The sequence below is a fragment of the Bacteroides sp. CACC 737 genome (assembly GCF_013874375.1).
GTDB lineage: Bacteria > Bacteroidota > Bacteroidia > Bacteroidales > Bacteroidaceae > Bacteroides > Bacteroides uniformis.
Window position 1 is genome coordinate 2,501,046 of the sequence record NZ_CP059408.1, and the last position, 19,454, is coordinate 2,520,499.

Annotated in this window: 14 protein-coding genes; 3 read left to right on the top strand and 11 right to left on the bottom strand. The window is 45.1% G+C overall.

What is annotated here, in order from left to right; all coding sequences use genetic code 11:
• The 11 genes from H1A11_RS10995 to H1A11_RS11045 all read right to left on the bottom strand — a co-directional run bounded on the left by H1A11_RS10995 (window position 1) and on the right by H1A11_RS11045 (window position 12,691).
• Window positions 1–525 carry an LptE family protein gene (locus H1A11_RS10995; protein WP_117600431.1) on the bottom strand — a complete coding sequence of 175 codons (525 nt, stop codon included), beginning with the start codon at window positions 523–525 and terminating at the stop codon, window positions 1–3.
• Window positions 512–1,762: a sigma-54-dependent Fis family transcriptional regulator gene (locus tag H1A11_RS11000; RefSeq protein ID WP_117964197.1), complete on the bottom strand. Its 1,251-nt coding sequence runs from the start codon at window positions 1,760–1,762 to the stop codon at window positions 512–514. Before H1A11_RS11000 ends, H1A11_RS10995 begins: the two co-directional genes overlap by 14 nt.
• A 1-nt stretch (window position 1,763) precedes the next feature.
• Entirely contained in the window at window positions 1,764–2,861 is a 1,098-nt protein-coding gene (gene pdxA, locus H1A11_RS11005; protein WP_117964196.1) for a 4-hydroxythreonine-4-phosphate dehydrogenase PdxA, read from the bottom strand.
• A gap of 5 nt (window positions 2,862–2,866) precedes the next feature.
• Window positions 2,867–3,922: a DUF4837 family protein gene (locus H1A11_RS11010; RefSeq protein WP_117600434.1), complete on the bottom strand. Its 1,056-nt coding sequence runs from the start codon at window positions 3,920–3,922 to the stop codon at window positions 2,867–2,869.
• A 70-nt stretch (window positions 3,923–3,992) separates the two neighbouring features.
• Window positions 3,993–5,033 carry a 23S rRNA (adenine(2503)-C(2))-methyltransferase RlmN gene (rlmN, locus tag H1A11_RS11015; protein ID WP_117600517.1) on the bottom strand — a complete coding sequence of 347 codons (1,041 nt, stop codon included), beginning with the start codon at window positions 5,031–5,033 and terminating at the stop codon, window positions 3,993–3,995.
• 152 nt (window positions 5,034–5,185) lie between these two features.
• On the bottom strand, window positions 5,186–7,324 hold the full coding sequence (locus H1A11_RS11020) for a peptidylprolyl isomerase (RefSeq protein WP_138345302.1): 2,139 nt from the start codon (window positions 7,322–7,324) through the stop codon (window positions 5,186–5,188).
• Between the two features lie 122 nt (window positions 7,325–7,446).
• A complete protein-coding gene (locus H1A11_RS11025) occupies window positions 7,447–8,703 on the bottom strand; it encodes a hemolysin family protein (protein ID WP_117600436.1) in 1,257 nt (418 codons plus the stop codon).
• Window positions 8,704–8,707: 4 nt separating this feature from the next.
• Complete coding sequence (gene lptC / locus H1A11_RS11030; protein WP_117600437.1) at window positions 8,708–9,334, bottom strand: LPS export ABC transporter periplasmic protein LptC; 627 nt, start codon at window positions 9,332–9,334, stop codon at window positions 8,708–8,710.
• 4 nt (window positions 9,335–9,338) lie between these two features.
• Window positions 9,339–10,664, bottom strand: coding sequence for a M48 family metallopeptidase (locus H1A11_RS11035; protein WP_117600438.1), 1,326 nt, complete (start codon window positions 10,662–10,664; stop codon window positions 9,339–9,341).
• Between the two features lie 46 nt (window positions 10,665–10,710).
• On the bottom strand, window positions 10,711–11,973 hold the full coding sequence (locus H1A11_RS11040; protein WP_117600439.1) for a hypothetical protein: 1,263 nt from the start codon (window positions 11,971–11,973) through the stop codon (window positions 10,711–10,713).
• On the bottom strand, window positions 11,960–12,691 hold the full coding sequence (locus H1A11_RS11045) for a type III pantothenate kinase (RefSeq protein ID WP_117600440.1): 732 nt from the start codon (window positions 12,689–12,691) through the stop codon (window positions 11,960–11,962). Before H1A11_RS11045 ends, H1A11_RS11040 begins: the two co-directional genes overlap by 14 nt.
• A gap of 505 nt (window positions 12,692–13,196) precedes the next feature.
• Here H1A11_RS11045 and H1A11_RS11050 point away from each other — a divergent pair.
• From H1A11_RS11050 to secA, 3 genes are all read left to right on the top strand, one after another.
• Window positions 13,197–14,417, top strand: a complete 1,221-nt coding sequence (locus H1A11_RS11050; protein ID WP_181757201.1) for a DUF4105 domain-containing protein — start codon at window positions 13,197–13,199, stop codon at window positions 14,415–14,417.
• Window positions 14,417–15,985, top strand: coding sequence for an alkaline phosphatase family protein (locus H1A11_RS11055; protein ID WP_117964192.1), 1,569 nt, complete (start codon window positions 14,417–14,419; stop codon window positions 15,983–15,985). Before H1A11_RS11050 ends, H1A11_RS11055 begins: the two co-directional genes overlap by 1 nt.
• Window positions 15,986–16,082: 97 nt before the next feature.
• Window positions 16,083–19,418 (top strand): preprotein translocase subunit SecA, encoded by a 3,336-nt coding sequence (secA, locus tag H1A11_RS11060; protein WP_117964191.1) that lies wholly within the window; start codon window positions 16,083–16,085, stop codon window positions 19,416–19,418.
• Window positions 19,419–19,454: the final 36 nt, after the last annotated feature.

Sequence of the window (19,454 nt, forward strand, 5' to 3'; positions counted from 1 at the left end):
TTACCAGTTAGCTATAGTTGCATTGAAAATCTGTTCAGCAATGTCCTTCACCATCAGGGTTATCAGCTGGTCCTGCACATCGGTCAACAATTGTGAGGAATCATAGGTCTGGAAAGCCGAGAACTGCTGTTCAAAGTCCTCCTCATGGTTCGTGTTATTGGTGTAGCGCACGTTAACTGTCAGTGTCACCTTCACCTTCGAAGAGAAACCGCTGGCATCCACCGATTCATTATATTGGTTGTAACCGGTTATTTCTCCGTCTATGTCCAAGTCTCCTCCGGAGTTCACCAATTGCAGGCGAGTCTGCTGAATGAACATATCCTTCATTTTCTGATTAAACTCTGTTGCCAACGGTGCATATACATACTCTGCCCGGTTCTGGAAATCGGCAATGGAAATCGTTTTTACCTTTGTATAGTCAATAGAGCTTATCGGAGCAAGTCCCAACTTCATACTACATGAATTCACCAGAAATAACAAGCTTACCAACAAGGAAGCAAATGCCGCTTTTTTAATCCAATCCATATTCTTTTATCTTTCTGTATAACGTACGCTCAGAGATATTCAAATCCTGAGCCGCACTCTTACGCTTGCCGTGATGTTTTTCAAGCGCTTTACGTATCATTTCTTTCTCCACTTCATCCAGGGAGAGTGACTCCTCCACATATTCTTCCGTATCCTGGAAGTCATCGTCCACTGGAGTAACCGGCTTCACCGAAGGATGTATAATAGTAGGGACACTGGATGTCACCGGAGGTACCACCGCCGGAGTGACCGGCGCATAATAGGTAGATGTGGCAACCGTCGGATTGGATACCGTTCCCCTTTCAGCCATAATCTCATGCACCAGCTTTTTCAAGTCCGTTACATCCTGACGCATATCAAACAGAACCTGATAGAGAATTTCCCGTTCACTTCCGAAGCTCTTGTCCTCCTTCACTCCAAAGAAGGCAGGCAGGCGCTGCATATTGTTCTGCTCAGGCAGATAGCCCTTCAGTATGGATGCATTGATTTCACGATTGGTCTCAATGATGGATATCTGCTCGGTGATATTCTTCAACTGGCGCACATTACCCGGCCATGAGTAGCTCAGCAATACTTGCTTGCCGTCTTCCGTCAGCTGAATGGCAGGCATACGGTACTTCTCCGCAAAGTCCGAAGCAAATTTGCGGAACAGCAGCACCACGTCTTCACCGCGTTCGCGCAATGGAGGAACCTGAATAGGTACTGTGTTCAAACGGTAATACAAGTCTTCACGAAAGCGTCCGTCAGCAATGGCCTGTGTCAAGTTTACATTGGTAGCGGCAACAATACGCACATCGGTCTTTTCCACCTTAGAAGAACCTACCTTGATGAATTCACCGCTCTCAAGCACACGCAGCAAGCGTGCCTGGGTAGGCAAAGGTAATTCGCCGACTTCATCAAGGAAGATTGTTCCGCCGTTGGCTTCACCGAAATACCCCTTCCGTTCACCGATAGCCCCCGTGAATGCACCTTTTTCGTGGCCAAACAGTTCCGAATCAATCGTTCCTTCGGGAATGGCCCCACAATTCACGGCAATGTACTGTCCATGCTTGCGCCGGCTGTATTGGTGTATTATCTGCGGAAAGCTCTCCTTTCCCACACCACTCTCTCCAGTAATCAGTACAGACAAGTCGGTAGGCGCTACCTGGATAGCGATATCAATGGCACGCATCAGCGCTTCGTTATTGCCGATGATGCCAAAACGTAATTTTACTTGTTGTATTTCCGCTTTTGTCATTCTACAAATCTTCTTCTACACTATCGAGTTTCAGTTTGTCGCTATCGTCACGTTTCTCGTAATATTGCTTGCGCAGCGGATTTGCATGTGCCTCTTTCTCACGCTGGCGGTTACGGAACACATCTATAGCCACATAGATAGCCTGCCGGAACGAATCTTCAGAGGCAATTCCTTTCCCGGCGATATCGTAGGCCGTTCCATGAGCAGGCGAAGTGCGTATCACCGGCAAGCCGGCAGTATAGTTTACGCCCTCGTCCATAGCCAATGCCTTGAACGGTGCCAGCCCCTGGTCGTGATACATGGCCAGGATACCATCAAAATGGATAAAGTTATCTGAGCCCATAAACCCGTCTGCCGGATAAGGACCATAGCAAAGCATACCCTTAGCAGCCATTTCGTTGATGGCCGGAATGATAATCTCCTGCTCTTCAGTTCCCAGCAATCCACCATCTCCTGCATGCGGATTCAGTGAAAGCACTGCAATACGCGGTGCGCCGATAGCAAAATCCTGCTTCAAGGAGCGGTTGAATATCTTCAGTTTTTCTTGTATCAGTTCTTTGGTGATGCTTCCGGCTATCTCTTTAACGGGAATATGTCCGGTCACCAATGCTACCCGGAAGTCATCTTTCATCAGAATCATAAGGGCCTTCTCGCCATCTCCCAATTTCTGCTCTATATACTCCGTATGTCCGGGGAAGGCGAACTCCTCCGACTGGATGGTGTGCTTGTTGATGGGAGCTGTGACAATCACGTCTATCATCCCCTCCTTATATTCCTCAATGGCTTTTTCCAGTGCACCAAGTGCAGCTTTACCAGCTTCAACGTCAGGTTTAGAAAACTCAACCTTTACTTCATCATCCGTACAGTTCACTACACTCAAGCGATTGGGAGCCGCTTCGGAAGCGGAGTTGACGATACTGAAGTTGGCAGGCAAGTCCAATGATTTACGATGATAAGCTGCCACTTTAGGCGAACCGTAGATAATCGGCGTACACAATTCCAGCATCACCGGGTCTGCAAACGTCTTTAAAATCACTTCATACCCTACACCATTAATGTCGCCTTGTGTAATGCCGACTCTTATTTTGTTATCTTCCATTTTTATTACTTATTATTAGTAGTATCTTTTGCGGTTACACCTACCGGAATCTCCTCACCTTCCTGCTTACTGCCGGGCAGTTTCAAGGTATAGAGCGAAGCCTCCATCTGACGCACCAGATTACGTTTCATTTTATCAGGTGAATAAATAAATATTTCAGATACAATTATACGCTGATTGGCTTTGTCCAAACGTACATGCGATACGAACGGACCACCCATGAAATCACCCTTCACACGCCACAAGCCGCGGGCCTCCAGTGCATAGTCTCCCTGCACACTGATGGGACGTACATCGGTCATCAGAGAATCCGTCGACATATACATACCTTCTTGGGCACCCGGGATATTGATTTTCATCACAGAATCGCGTTTATGAACAAAATATTCTTTAGTAAACGTATCCTTATCCGTATAAGGATAAGAGTAGATTACAAAGTTCTGATCACCGGTAGCCGCATTCGTACCTGCCCAGAAGAAGTTCTCCCCCTCCTTGGTAGATGTCAGTTCGCCCGGCACCCATACATCGCAATCGAACTGGCTTTTCACCTTCGTTGCTATATAGTCGCTATGCTTGTCCTTCAATACTGAAATCTGACGGTTCATTTCCGCATGGGTAAAGAAATCGATGATTACCTGCTTGTTCTCCTCCACAAATTTCTCGAACGAAACCTCGTCCGGCGCCTGAATAGTGAGAATAGACTGAGGAGCGGCATATACATTCCTTGCATACTTGAATTTAGGCTGGGTATAGAGATCCTTGTTCACATCGACAATAATGATATTGCGAATCAGTTTTAAAGTGGCATCATAATTGGAAGGGGCAGTATACATGATTCGGAATGAACGTTCTGACTGGGGAAGCCCCGGAACATCAGAATCAAGCACATCGAAAAGCGCCCTACCGGCAGGACGTTCCCACAAGCCGGGCTCCACCACTACCAGAACTTCATACGCACGACCGCTGGAGGTCGGAGTAAACACACCCTTTTTACCACCACCGCAGGCGGAAAAAAGTGTCAGTACGAGAACCATACTTAAATAAAACAAGTGCTTTCTCATATCTCTATCATTTTAGTTTTTCACAAAGCTACGAAGAATGCGTAATATCCTCCCTACCTAAGTTAATAATTTATATTAATTCTTCTTTATTCTCCTCCTGCTTGGCAGTGGACAACATGCCACAAGCGGCAAATATATCCTCTCCACGCGATGACCGTATAGTGGTAAACAGACCGTGAGAAGTCAGATAATCACGGAACGCAATCATGGTTTCCATATCGGCTCCCTCAAGATTCACCCCAGGTATGGCATGAAAACGAATCAGGTTAATCCGGCAGTCCAGCCCGCGTAGCAGCTTCAGAAGTTCCTTTGCATACGGTAACGAGTCATTCACTCCTTTGAAAACAATATATTCAAAAGATAGTCTGCGCTGTTTGCTAAAATCATAGTTTCTTAACAATTCTACAATCTCCGTGATGGAGAACGCCTTCTCTGCCGGCATCAGCTCGCGGCGTTGCAAAGGTATCGGCGAATGAAGGCTGATAGCCAGGTGGCAATCCGATTCCTCAATAAAACGCAGCAAGCCCTTCTTCAGTCCCACAGAAGAAAGTGTAACACGCTTGGGACTCCACGCATACCCATAAGAGGCGGTCATTATTTCCAGCGCTTTCAATACCTCGTCCAGATTATCAAGTGGTTCACCCATACCCATCATTACCACATTGGTCAGCTTGTCCCTTTCGGGCAACGAATTGATTTGGTTAATAATCTGGTTAGATGTCAGATTGGCGGTAAAACCCTGCTTGCCGGTCATGCAGAATTTACAGTTCATCTTGCAGCCCACCTGGGAGGAGACACAAAGCGTAGCCCGGTCTTCGTCGGGTATATAGACAGCTTCCACAAAATGTCCCTCGCCTGCCCGGTACAAGTATTTCACCGTACCGTCTACAGAGCGCATGGCATCTACCGGCGCTTTGGCACCTACCTCATAGATTTCTTTCAGCAATTCCCGATGCTTCAACGAAAGATTGCTCATTTCGTCTATAGAAATCACCTTCTTGTCATACAGCCAGGAAGCTATCTGCTTGGCAGAGAAACCGGGCATTCCCAGATTCTTCACCACATTCTGCAATTCAGAGAGCGTCAAGCCCAATAGAGGTCGTTTCTGCATATCGTTTTTCATTAAAACAAAACTCTTTCAAGAATGCAAAGGTAGGAATAAAGTTGCACAAAGACAACGGAGAGTGTAGAAAATGAAATGTACAGACAATGAAAAAGCCGCCCGGAAGTACCGGACGGCTTTTCAATATATTTTTTCTATTCTTAGAAGAATAAATAACGTTGGTCTTTTACGTTGGCTTTCAGATACAAGTCACTGATGAACTGGCTTGCCATGCGTGCATGCATGTTGGCCAAGTTATCCTCTTCAGTTTCCTTGTTGAATGTTTCGTTCAGTTTCTCTTTTGCATAAGGTTGCAGAACGAATACACCACCATTACCCTTGATAGGAGCACTCAGCTTGTTCACTTCGGCAATAGAAGCGTATGCGCCTACCAGAGGTTCGCTGCTACGCAATGCCGGGATATAGGCAGGAGCAGAGAAAGTAACGTGCTTTACAGAATCACTGACAGCATTTGCCATATTCTTATACTGCTCGAACGAAGTTGCATTGGCAGCCTTCATATCAGCCATAATCTTCTCTGCTTTCTTGTCACGGAGAATTTCAGCTCTCAACTGGTCTTTTACCAAAGCCAGTGGGCGATAGCCTTCAGGAACAATACTTGCAACACCTACTACCAGCATATGGTCGCTCTCGCCACATTCGTACAAACCGGAAACTTCACCGGCTTTTGCCTCAAACACCCATTTCAAAGCATCTTTGGTACCTCTGATACCACCGATACCATGTTCAGAGCTGTACAAGTCGGCTCTATCCAGCAACTTATAACCAGCATCTTCCGCATTAGCAATCATTTTCTCTAAAGTATTGTTTGCAGCAATAAACTGGCTGAACTCATTGTATGCCTTACTGTAAGTTTCCTTACTGAATTCTACCGGACGCTTGATAACGGCTACCTTATATTTATCCTTGACAGCCTTCTTGTTGGTTACCTGCAAAATGACATTTGCCTGTCCCAACGCCAAGTTGGTCAGCTCGTTCTGTCCCAAAGTAGTGACAGCAGTAATATATTTCAAGTTGTCACCGTCAATCTGTGCGCCTTCGTAATTAGCAGAAGAAATCCAGGTAGGCTCACCGGTCTGACCGTATTTTTTCGCAACTTCAGCAAAGCTGGCACCCTCCTTAATAGCATTGTAGATGCTGTCGGCCAAAGTCTTCGTCTTTTCAGCATCTTCAGCAACCACTTGAATCTGACGGAACTCGATAGAGTCCGGCATGGCAGCAGTAGCCAATTTCTTGAAAGAGTTGAGAGTATTGTCCGATACGTTATAATAAGGTCCGAACACACCACCCACCGCAACAGAGTCCAAACGGGCAGTCACATCAGCGGGCAGAGACTTAGTAGTGTAGAACAAGTCTGTATAAGGAGTTTCGGAACCGGTAGAACGGATGAAGGTAGTATAGTCAGAAGGATTGGCAATAAGTTGCTCCGTATATTCCTCCATTTCCTTTTGGAGAGCAGCTCTGTCTTCTGCACTTGCAGTTACCTGCACATCAATAAACTTAATGTTACGGGTTTCCACATATTGCTTGAATTGCTCTTTCTTCTTATCGTAGGCAGCTTTCAAGTCAGAATCCTTGATGACAATAGTAGAATCAACAATAGAAGAATAGGGAACTGCTGCAAGCAACAGGTCTGACTGATCCACTCTTGCATCAAATGCATCCTGAGCTTCCACAGGATTGGAGAAGAGAGATTTCGTAATCAAAGCCTGATACTTTTCCTGAAGACGAGCCTGGATAAGAGACTTCTCAAGGAAAGACCAGAACTTATACATAGACTCATAATACTCTGCATAATTGGAAGGCATCTGTGCCTTGTTCATCTTGGAATAGTCTACTAGGAACTTCTTCAACATATCCTTATCGAACGCACCGGTCTGGGGATTACGGAACGGAGTCTGTTGCAGCATCGGATGCACACCGGCATCAATGATAGCCTGAACTTCCGCCTTAGATACAGACAAGCCAAGTTTCTTAGCTTCTTTTTCAATCAGTTTATTATTGACGTATGTTCTCCATACTTCATCTTTGATTCGGTTGGTTTGTTCATCGCTCAATGCACTGTTGCCACTGGAGAACTTGATAACTTCTGTATATTCTTCTACCAATGCTTGAAAATCCTGAGCGGAAATTGTCTCCCCGTTCACTTCACCAACGTCTTGTGACTGGTGTGGCTGAAGCACTTTCCACGCGTCACCTGCGATGAAAGCAAACAGCGCCAAACCAATAACAATCACCAATAAAGGTCCTTTAGACCGAATGTTTTGTAATGTTGCCATTTTAGTTAATATGATTTATTTGTTTATTATTATTTTCCTAACATGTTCATTTTAGCGCACGAAGATACAAAAAATGCTAATACGCATCCATTTATTCTTTAAAAAATTACGCCTAAATGAAATTATTCAATGACTTTCAGTCTTACCAACTCAATTTTAGTAGCTGTCACCTTGATTATTTTAAACTGATAATTATCCACTTCAATCACTTCATGCAGCTTCGGGAAACTTTGATAACGGTTCAGAATCAGACCGCCCACTGTCAGATAATCGTCCGATTCCGGCAGGTCGAGCCCGAAAGTCTCATTTACCTTTTCTATTTCCAGACGGGCCGAAAGCACATATTCACGTTCACCCAGCTGCTTACATACATAGGACGTATTATCATGCTCATCCTCAATATCGCCGAAAATTTCTTCCACCAAATCCTCCAAAGAAACGATGCCTGCCGTACCACCAAATTCGTCCACCACTACAGCAATCGTTTTTTTCTGCTGCATGAACAGTTTCATCAGTTTGTGAGCCGACATCGTTTCGGGTACAATAGGCACTTCCTTCACGTTATTCTTCCAGTCTACCGGATTCCTGAACATTTCCGACGAGTGAATATATCCCACCACATTATCTATATTTCCATCATATACTATGATTTTAGAAATACCCGACTCCACAAAAAGACATTTCAATTCTTCCAATGTGGTGGTCAGATCTACAGCTACCACCTCTGTACGCGGTACAATACAGTCGCGTATCTTTATATTCGAAAAATCAAGCGCATTTTGGAATATCTTTACCTCTGCATCCAGTTCTTCTTCACTTTCCGCATTCTCTATGCTCGACTGGATGAAGTAATCCAAATCCACTTTGCCAAAAGCCTTGGCCGACGCTTCCTTGTTTACTTTCATCCCAAATATCCGAAGGAACAGATACGACAATCCCGATGCAAATTTTGAAACAGGAAACAGAATGACATAACATATAAATAAAGGAATGGCACACACCCTCAGCATCAGATTGGGATTGATTTTAAACAAAGTCTTCGGCAAGAACTCACCGGTTACCAAAATAATAAGAGTGGAAATTATAGTCTGCACCAACACCATTACAAAATGGTTGGAAATAATTCCGGCAAGAAGATTCACCTCTATGATTTGTGCCATCAAGATACCATAAATGACAAGCGCGATATTATTACCAACCAGCATGGTCGAGATGAAGTTATTCGGGTTGCGAAGAAAATAGGAAATGATACCGGAAGTGACGCCTGACTTCCTTTCCATCTCAAAGCGCAGTTTATCTACGGAAACAAAGGCAATCTCCATTCCTGAAAAGAAAGCGGAGAAAGCCATGGTTATCAATAAAAAAATAACGGTATCCATTTTATCAATTTATGGTATCAGTCTGCAAGCTATCTGCTGCGGCAGCCTCTTCGTCAACATAGAAGATGCCCTCCGGCTTGCGAATCGTGTAAACAGTCATTTGCTGATTGGATTCAAAGCCATGTCCCGTAATGATACGGTCAGGCTGTTCGATACGGATAAACTCATCCGAATAAATTCTTTGTGTCCGCTGGTCCCAATACAGCAACTCTGTATCAAACTGCTCACCTTTCAAATTCTGTATATGCACATTCCCCATCAGTTTCCATAACTCTTCCTTATTAAAGAAATAGGCTGTATCGGCCTTGATACTTGCCTCCACTTGGAAGATAGAGTCAAACTTTTCCAAATAGACCCCCTTTTCAAAAGCCCAGTATGGAGGATTCTTCCGGTCAAAGACCAGCCACTCTTCCGTATTGATGCGGTAACGTGTTACACCGGAATCAGACACTAGCGTAGTCACCCCGCGGGTGTCCATCACCGCCATAGAATCACGCTCGGTAATGGCATCGCCCAGCTCCTTCTTCTTCCCGGAACATGAAGAAAATAAAAGAAGCATAACCATTGCCCCAAAGACAATGGTTATGCTCGCATTTTTATGATAAACAACGTTGATGAGTTGTAGCAACATAGTTTTATCTGATAGTTGTAGATTCACCTATCCATCCGCCGATAGTGATACGGTCACCAGCTTTGTAACCCAACATAAAGAGGTCTTTAGCCTGGGGAGTGTGACGGGAATAAGTACTAATCAGCTCGTTAGCACGTTCTGTAACTGAAGGATCCACCGCTTTAGCTCTCTGCAACTTATCAATTACTACAAAGTAAGTACACTTATTCAGAGCTGGCTCGTCAGTCCAATTAGGATTGGAACCGTAAAGCTGTGCCAGCAAGATATAAGGATCACCATAGTTTTCCTTAAAGCTAATAGCCTTCTGGCAATATGCTCTTGCCTGAGAAAGTTTCTTAGCCTGCATCAAAGCAGCAGCAGTGGCATATGCCATTTCAGCTTTCTTGTCATTATCGGTTTCCTTAGCCAATGCTTCGTCAAAGTATTTCACGGCATTGTCATAGTCACCTTTTTTATAGTACATGTATGCTACACCTACAGCAGCATCGGCAGTCGGGTCAATTTGATACATGTATTCAGAAGCCTTGAAATAAACTTCACTTTCGTTACACTTCATCAATTTCAAAATATTCAATGCTTTCTTCAAGAAAGTAGAGTCTGTCTTATTTTCTTCTACTTTAGGGCCATAGATATTCTGCAAAGATTCACAATCAGCCACACCACTCTGGATGAACATAGCTACCAAATTATCCTTGATAGTTTGCAGGTTTGCCTTCTTTGCCTCTTTGGTCTCAGCTGCGATAGCATCATCCGCATACTTGGAAGCATCAATATAGTCTTGGAAGAACTGGTCAGTATGATTGTCATCTGCCTTTACCTTCTGCATAGAAACATCCAAGAAATAGTGTAAAACTGCACCTTTGGAGCCGCCCTTTTCTGCTTGGACAGATTCTTTCAGCCAATTGTAAGCTGTATTAAGGTCCGGAGTCGGAGCAAATTGAAGATAATCCACTGCTTTGGCACCCAAAGCATCAGCTACACTCGGCACCCCCTTCATTCCCTTGTTAACAAATTCAGGAATGTACTTCATTCTCAAGTCATACACATCCATCAGCTCATCAAAATACTTCTTATAATCAGCAGAATTTCTATCTTTAATCTGACTCAAGAAACCCACTAAAATCTTCTGAGCATCTGTAAATGTATAATACCGCAGTGTAGGGCAATCCTTCAATACAGCCATACAAGGAGCGTATGCATCCTTAAAGTTACCAGCTCTCACTGCTTCATGAGAGATACTACTGTTCGAATTACAATTTTCAGTCTGTGCGAAAGTACTGGTCGCTCCACCCGAAAGGAGCAAGACAGCCACAAGCGTCTTAATTTTCATTGTATTTAAATTTTAGTTGTTATATTTTTTGTCTATTCAATTTCCATTAATCCACTTTACGCTTGAAGAACCAGCGTTCGTTAAAGGTTACTCCGATACAAATACGCAATGTATTTTCGTTCAAGAACGCAGCTTGGGTTCCTTTGGTTCGCACGTATTGCGCAGAAAGGCTCAATACGGAACGGGTTCTCGGTATAGGTAATCCAAAACCGGCAGTAATGCCATATTCATCAGCGGCACGTACACCGTCTATCTTATAATAAGGCTTGGAGTAATAAGCTCCCAAACGATACTTCACATGAGACAAATAACTTCGTCCCATAGGATTCGGCAGATATTCTGCACCAACGGATACTCTTCCACGGTCGCAAAACGCCTCGTCATTATTCATATAGCTCACTTTACTCCAATTTTGAAACATCACATCCGCTCCCACCGTCAGACGATCGTCGTACACGTATGTCACACCTGCTCCAAATGTTGTTGGAATGCCGCAAGTAACAATAGTGTCCCTTGTTACCGAGGTAACTCCCGTATTACTATTGCCAGTCTGCGTAACTTCGTACGCATCGTTGCTCAAATCATGCCCCGGAGAAAATACGATTCCCAATGTTGCAACATGCTTTTTTCCAAACTGGTGGGTGTACTGTGCTCCAAAATCCAATTTATAGCTCTTTACAGCCACATTAGACTGTATTGTAATAGGAAATACACTAGAACTGGACGGAAAGGTTTCCGCAGCGGTTCTTGTTATATCTCCCCAAAGATACGAAAAATTCGCACCGACGGAAAGATTTTTAATTATTTTAAAGCCTGCACCTAAATAAAGCTGGTGCAGACCTCCTTCTCCCGAATAGCTTACCGTCGTAGATTTGTCTGGGAATTCCGTATCTTCCCGGTACTCTCCCATGCTGTATCCCACATTCGAATAAGGCAATAACCCCAAGCTTATGGCAGCCCATTTACTTGCACGAAATTGCATCGTGATGTAATCAAAACTGGAATTCTTGGCATTTTGTTTCAGAGTGCCGTTACTGAGGTTTGTATTCTGTAGAGAGACTGCTCCATCAAAGATAAAAGTCAGCGAATCTACCGCCGTATAGGATGCCGGATTAGCAAAGTTAGTCTGGTACTTGTCTCGTAAACCATAGGCAATACCACCCATCGCCCTGCTGTTACTTGAGCCTTGTTCAGACAACTGTCCATATCCATATCGTGTATAGGGAGAATTCGTATTATTTTGAGCGACTGCCGCTCCTGATAATATCGTAAGCAAGAGCACTAACAGTGTTTGTCTATAGCCTGTCATTATTATAGTTTAAAATTCTATTTAATCCTTTCAACACTAAAAATCTGTCTGCAAAGATGATACTTTTTAAGTTTGTATCAAAAGAAAAATCATCCCCGCCCGTTAAAAAAACCAAAAGTTCAGGATATTTATGCTTCATAGCCGTAACGTAACCTGAAATTTCATATTCAATACCCTTCAGTACTCCGGCACGGATAGCCGTATCGGTATCCTTCCCCATGGGCACCATCCGCCCCTCAAGAGTCACCATTGGAAGCCGTCCGGTAAACTGATGAAGCGCCTTGAAACGCATCTGCAGGCCGGGAGAGATATTCCCGCCATGATAGCGGGCAGCAGCATCGACAAACTCATAAGTGATACAAGTACCGGCATCAATCACCAGTATATCCCTGCCAGGAAATTGCTCATTGGCTCCTACCACCGCCGCCATACGATCATACCCCAGCGTCCGGGGAGTTTCATAGAGGTTTTCTACCGGAAGAGAAGTCTTTTCATTGAGCCACAGAATGGGAACAGCCATACCTTCCAGTTGCGACAACACCTCTCTGCTCAAATCAATGACAGTAGCCACTATCGCTTTTTCAATCGTATATGTACGGCACACTTCAGGCAATCGTTCCAACGTCAGATTGGAGTCATACACCACCTCTACGATACGTCCACCATCAAACACCGCCATCTTGGCAATTGTATTTCCTATATCAATAATGAGATTCACCGTATTGCATAAATTTAGCGGCGCAAAGATATAACATTAATATTGAAATTCAGCAGAAACTACCTCTTTATTAGAAGAGCAACCGCACAAGAATTCTTATTCATATCCGTACCAAACAAGCACAATGCCACTCCAATAATTTGTTGAGATTTATTAAAACCACAACGCCATACCACAACCACCTGATTATCAATATAGTTGAGATGCATTACATTCAGTATACGACCGATCCCTATTCAGTATACGATTGAATGGCATTCAGTATACGGCTAAACCAGGTTCAATATACCACTATTCTTTCACCTATATCATTTGTAAATAGAAAACACTTACCGCTCGTACTTGGCAGTTGATTCAAAACAGCCAATAATGCGAATCAAGAATTGTATCAAGTTCATAATTAAAAAAGATTCTTCGGACACAGATGACTGGGATAACACGAATAACCACTTTAGTTCCTCATCACAAATTGGGATAATATTAGTTTTTTCCGTAAGTTTGCAGCATGAAACGAAGCCTACTTATACATATATATATAGTAATCTTTTTCTTCTGTTTGCCTGCAGCGAATGCCCAGGTGACACAACAGCAAAAGAGTGCTGCAACAGACTCCGTGCGCGTCAGTCTACTGACTTGCGCTGCAGGAGGAGAGATTTATTCCCTATTCGGACACACTGCCATACGGTACGAGAACTATACGCGCGGCATTGACGCCGTCTTCAATTACGGCATGTTCAACTTCAACGCCCCTAACTTCATCTTCCGTTTTGCCTTGGGAGAAACGGATTATCAACTTGGAGTGACCGATTATGAGCATTTCGCCGCCGAATATAACTATCTGGGACGCGATGTCTGGCAACAGACGTTAAACCTAACAGAAGAAGAAAAAGAATGCCTGATAACACTATTGACAGAGAACTACCGCCCCGAAAACCGAGTATACCGCTACAATTTTTTCTACGACAATTGCGCCACCCGCCCGCGAGACCAGATAGAACGTGCCATCAACGGCACGCTGCAATACGCTGACAATATGACTGATAACAGTACGGGAATCTCTTTCAGGGATTTGCTGCATAAATACAGTGAAGGCCATTTGTGGTCACGTTTCGGCATGGACTTATGCATGGGCAGCAAAGCAGACGAACCCATCAACCGCCGGCTGGCAATGTTCGTCCCCTTCTACATGCAGGAGTATTTCAATAAAGCGCAGATTGTGGACAAAGAAGGACAAGCACGGCCACTGGTTGCCAAAGAAGAAAAAATCGTAGTAACGGGTAAAACACCAGCCGACTTCGTCAGCAGAGGCATCACACCGATGCAGTCGGCTTCGCTATTACTGATACTTGTAGCAGGCATCAGCATTTACGGCATACGAAGAGGAAAAACTCTCTGGGGCATGGACCTCATACTCTTCTTGGTTGCCGGAATGGCTGGATGTATACTGGCATTTTTAGCACTATTCTCACAGCATCCGGCAGTAAGTCCCAATTATATACTATTTGTATTCCATCCATTTCACCTTTTTTGCCTTCCATTCATGCTATCCAGGGTACGAAAAAGGGAAATAAGCCGCTATATGCTGGTTAACTTTGCAGTTTTAACACTTTTTATAGGGCTTTGGGCAATAATTCCGCAGAGAATTCCGCCAGCAATATTACCTTTGGCACTGTGTTTGCTGATACGTTCTGCAAGCAACCTCATTCTGACATACAAACGAAAGTAATGAAAAAAGGACTGATAACTTCCATACTCGCACTTACATTCAGTGGTTTGCAAGCCCAACCGCTGCCTGCCTCCCCAAAGCTGGTGGTAACATTGACCATTGACCAGTTGCGTACAGACTATATGGAAGCATTTTCGTCCTTATACGGAGAAAAGGGGTTTAAGCGCTTACTGCGTGAAGGTAAAGTCTTCCGTCAAGCAGAATTTCCTTTTTGCGGAACGGACCGAGCCTCGGCCATTGCCGCCATCTATACCGGGACAACACCGTCCATGAACGGCATCATTGCAGAGCAGTGGCTGGATGCAGGTACACTACGCCCCATAGACTGTGTAGAAGACCCCAACTTCATGGGCAACTATACCGACGAAAGCACTTCCCCCTCCCAATTACTGACCTCCACCATTGCCGACGAGCTAAAAATAGCTACCCGCAACAAAGGTCTGGTTTATGCCATTGCGCCTTTCCGCGATGCCGCCATATTGGGTGCCGGACACGCGGGGAACGGTGCCTTCTGGCTTAATAACAATACCGGAAAATGGTGCAGTACAACTTATTATAATGAATTTCCGTGGTGGCTGAGTCAATACAACGACCGGAAATCTCCCGACTACCGTATCAAGGATATGGTATGGACACCTGCTCTTCCTTTTACCAACTATACATTTCTGCCCGAATGGCGTAACGAACCATTCAAATACAAGCTGGACGGTGAACGGGCAAACAAATTTCGCCGCCTGATTACCAGTCCTTTCATCAACGAGGAAGTCAACCTGCTGACCGAAGAGCTGCTGAACAAGAGCACTATCGGACAAGATGACGTACCCGACCTATTATCGCTGACTTACTACGCAGGAAATTACAACCACCGGAGTACGCAGGAATGTGCCATGGAAATGCAAGATACCTACGTACGGCTGGACCGTAGTATAGCTTCCTTATTAGAGCTCATAGAACGTAAAGTTGGGCTCCACAACGTACTTTTCTGCATCACCTCCACCGGCTATGCCGACCCGGAAGCTGCCGACCCGGGCGTATATCGGATACCGGGTGGTGAATTCTACCTGAACCGCTGTGCCGCCCTGCTGAACATGTACCTCATGGCATCCTATGGCGAGGGACAATATGTGGAAGCTTATTATGACCAACAAATCTATCTCAACCATAAACTTATTGAGAACAAGCAGCTGAGCCTGACTGAAATTCAAGAAAAATCTGCCGAATTTCTGGTTCAGTTCAGTGGCGTGAGCGAAGTATATTCAGCTCACCGCCTGCTTTTGGGCCCCTGGTCACCGCAAATAGAACGTATACGCAATGGTTTTCACCGCAAGCGCTCTGGCGATTTGCTCATTGAAATACTTCCGGGCTGGACTATCATGCAGGAAAATAGTATTGATAACCGTGTAGTACGTACGGCCGATATTCCTGCTCCCCTCATTTTATTGGGAGGAGGAATGAAGGCTGAAATCATCCGTATACCCATCAGTATCGACCGCATTGCCCCTACCCTGGCAAGTGTAATGCGCATCCGCGCCCCTAATGCAAGTACAGCATCTCCCCTCGACTTTTGATTCTAAAATAATCTGTGCAAATCTGGATAATCTGTATAGAAATCAGTAACTTTGCACGCTCAACTAACTCAGCAATAATAATAAAAACAAATATATAATGGGATTTAATGAATTTTTAAGCTCGATTTTCGGCAACAAATCCACACGCGACATGAAAGAGATACAACCGTGGGTGGAGAAAATCAAAGCCGCTTACCCGGAAGTAGCCAAACTCGACAACGACGCCCTACGCGCCAAGACAGAAGAACTGAAAGCCTACATCCACGATTCGGCAGCCGAACAACGCGCCAAAGTGGAAGAACTGAAAGCCAGCGTTGAAGATACCGAACTGGAAAAACGCGAAGACCTCTTCAACCAAATCGACAAAATCGAGAAAGAGATATTGGAGATTTATGAAAAAGCGCTGGACGAAGTATTACCCACCGCTTTCTCTATTGTAAAGGAAACAGCCAAACGATTCTCTGAAAATGAAGAAATAGTGGTTACAGCTACCGATTTTGACCGCCAACTGGCTGCCACTAAAGACTTTGTACGCATCGAAGGCGATAAAGCCATCTACCAGAACCATTGGATAGCAGGTGGCAACGATACTGTATGGAACATGGTACATTATGATGTACAGCTATTCGGCGGTGTGGTTCTACATAAAGGTAAGATTGCCGAAATGGCAACCGGTGAAGGTAAGACATTGGTAGCTACCCTACCGGTATTCCTCAATGCCCTGACTGGTAACGGCGTGCACGTGGTAACAGTGAACGACTATCTGGCAAAACGTGACTCCGAATGGATGGGTCCTCTTTACATGTTCCACGGTTTGAGTGTAGATTGCATCGACAAGCACCAGCCCAACTCTGATGCCCGTCGCAAAGCTTATCTGGCAGACATCACGTTCGGTACAAACAATGAATTCGGTTTCGACTACCTGCGTGACAACATGGCTATCAGCCCCAAAGACCTGGTACAACGCCAACATAATTATGCCATTGTCGATGAGGTGGACTCAGTATTGATTGATGATGCCCGTACTCCGCTGATTATCTCCGGACCGGTTCCCAAAGGCGATGACCAACTCTTCGAACAGCTCCGCCCACAAGTAGAACGTCTGGTAGAAGCTCAGAAAAAACTGGCTACCCAATACCTGGCCGATGCCAAGCGCCTGATTGCATCGAACGATAAGAAAGACCAGGAAGAAGGCTTCCTCGCTTTGTACCGCAGTCACAAGTGCCTGCCCAAGAACAAGGCACTCATCAAGTTCCTCAGCGAACAAGGCATCAAGGCCGGTATGCTGAAGACCGAAGAAATCTACATGGAGCAGAACAACAAGCGCATGCACGAGGTGACTGACCCGCTGTACTTCGTTATCGAAGAGAAAATGAACAGCGTGGATTTGACAGACAAGGGCGTAGACTTGATTAGTAGCAATGTAGAGGACCCCACTTTCTTCGTACTCCCCGATATCACAGCGCAACTCTCTGCCTTGGAAAACGAAACAGAGCTGACAGACGAACAGCGCCTTGAAAAGAAGGATGCCCTGATGACCAACTATGCCATCAAAAGCGAACGTGTGCATACCATCAACCAACTGTTGAAGGCATACACCATGTTCGAGAAAGATGACGAATATGTGGTAATCGACGGTCAGGTAAAGATTGTGGATGAGCAGACGGGACGTATCATGGAAGGACGTCGTTATTCTGACGGTTTGCACCAAGCCATCGAAGCCAAAGAAGGCGTGAAAGTAGAAGCTGCCACCCAGACTTTTGCCACCATTACATTACAGAACTATTTCCGTATGTACCACAAACTATCCGGTATGACCGGTACGGCAGAAACAGAAGCCGGCGAGTTGTGGGACATCTACAAACTGGATGTAGTGGTTATTCCGACCAACCGCCCCATTGCCCGTAACGACATGAACGACCGCGTTTACAAGACAAAACGTGAAAAATATAAAGCAGTCATCGAAGAGATAGAAAAAATGGTGGCAGCAGGACGCCCCGTACTGGTGGGTACCACTTCTGTTGAAATCTCTGAAATGTTGAGCAAAATGCTCACCATGCGTAAGATTGAACATAGTGTATTGAATGCCAAACTGCATCAGAAAGAAGCGGATATTGTGGCTACTGCCGGTTTGAAATGTGCTGTAACCATTGCTACCAATATGGCCGGTCGTGGTACCGACATCAAGCTGAGTCCGGAAGTGAAAGCTGCAGGCGGTCTTGCCATCATCGGTACAGAACGCCACGAATCACGCCGTGTGGACCGTCAGTTACGTGGTCGTGCAGGACGTCAAGGCGACCCGGGTTCTTCTGTATTCTTCGTATCTTTGGAAGATGACCTGATGCGTTTGTTCTCCAGTGACCGCATTGCCAGTGTAATGGACAAACTAGGTTTCAAAGAAGGTGAAATGATTGAACACGGCATGATTTCCAAGTCCATTGAACGTGCGCAAAAGAAAGTTGAGGAAAACAACTTCGGCATCCGTAAGCGTCTGTTGGAATATGACGACGTGATGAACAAGCAACGTACAGTAGTCTACACCAAACGCCGCCACGCTTTGATGGGCGAACGTATCGGTATGGATATCGTGAACATGATTTGGGACCGTTGTGCCAACGCCGTCGAAGCACCCGACTATGAAAACTGCAAGATGGATGTGCTCCAGACGCTTGCCATGGAAGTACCTTTCACCGAAGAGGAATTCCGTAATGAGAAGAAAGAAAAACTGGCAGACAGAACTTTTGACGCTGCCATGGAACTCTTCAAGCGCAAGACAGAACGTATGGCACAGATAGCCTATCCGGTCATCAAGCAAGTATACGAAATGCAGGGACACATGTACGAAAACATACTTATCCCCATCACAGACGGAAAACGTATGTACAACATCTCCTGCAACCTGAAGAAAGCTTACGAGACAGAATGTAAGGAGGTGGTGAAGTCATTCGAGAAATCCATCTTGCTGCATGTTATCGACGAAGCATGGAAAGAAAACCTGCGCGAGCTGGACGAGCTGAAACACTCCGTGCAGAATGCAAGTTACGAGCAGAAAGACCCGCTACTGATTTACAAGCTGGAATCTGTGAACTTGTTTGATGCAATGGTCAACAAAATCAATAACCAGACCATCTCTATCCTGATGCGTGGACAAATCCCGGTACAAGAGGCTCCGGCTGAAGCCCCTGAGGCTCCCCAGGCTCCCCGCCAAGTAGAGGTGCGCCAGGCTGCTCCGGAACAACGCCAGGATATGAGCAAGTATCGCGAACAGAAGGTTGATTTGAATGACCCGAACCAGCAGGCCGCTGCGGCACAAGATACACGTGAACAACCAAGACGCGAACCTATCCGTGCCGAGAAGACCGTAGGACGCAATGATCCTTGTCCTTGCGGAAGCGGTAAGAAATACAAAAACTGCCACGGAAGGAATGCATAAATCAAAGCTATAAAATGATAAAGCGATAGGGTGATA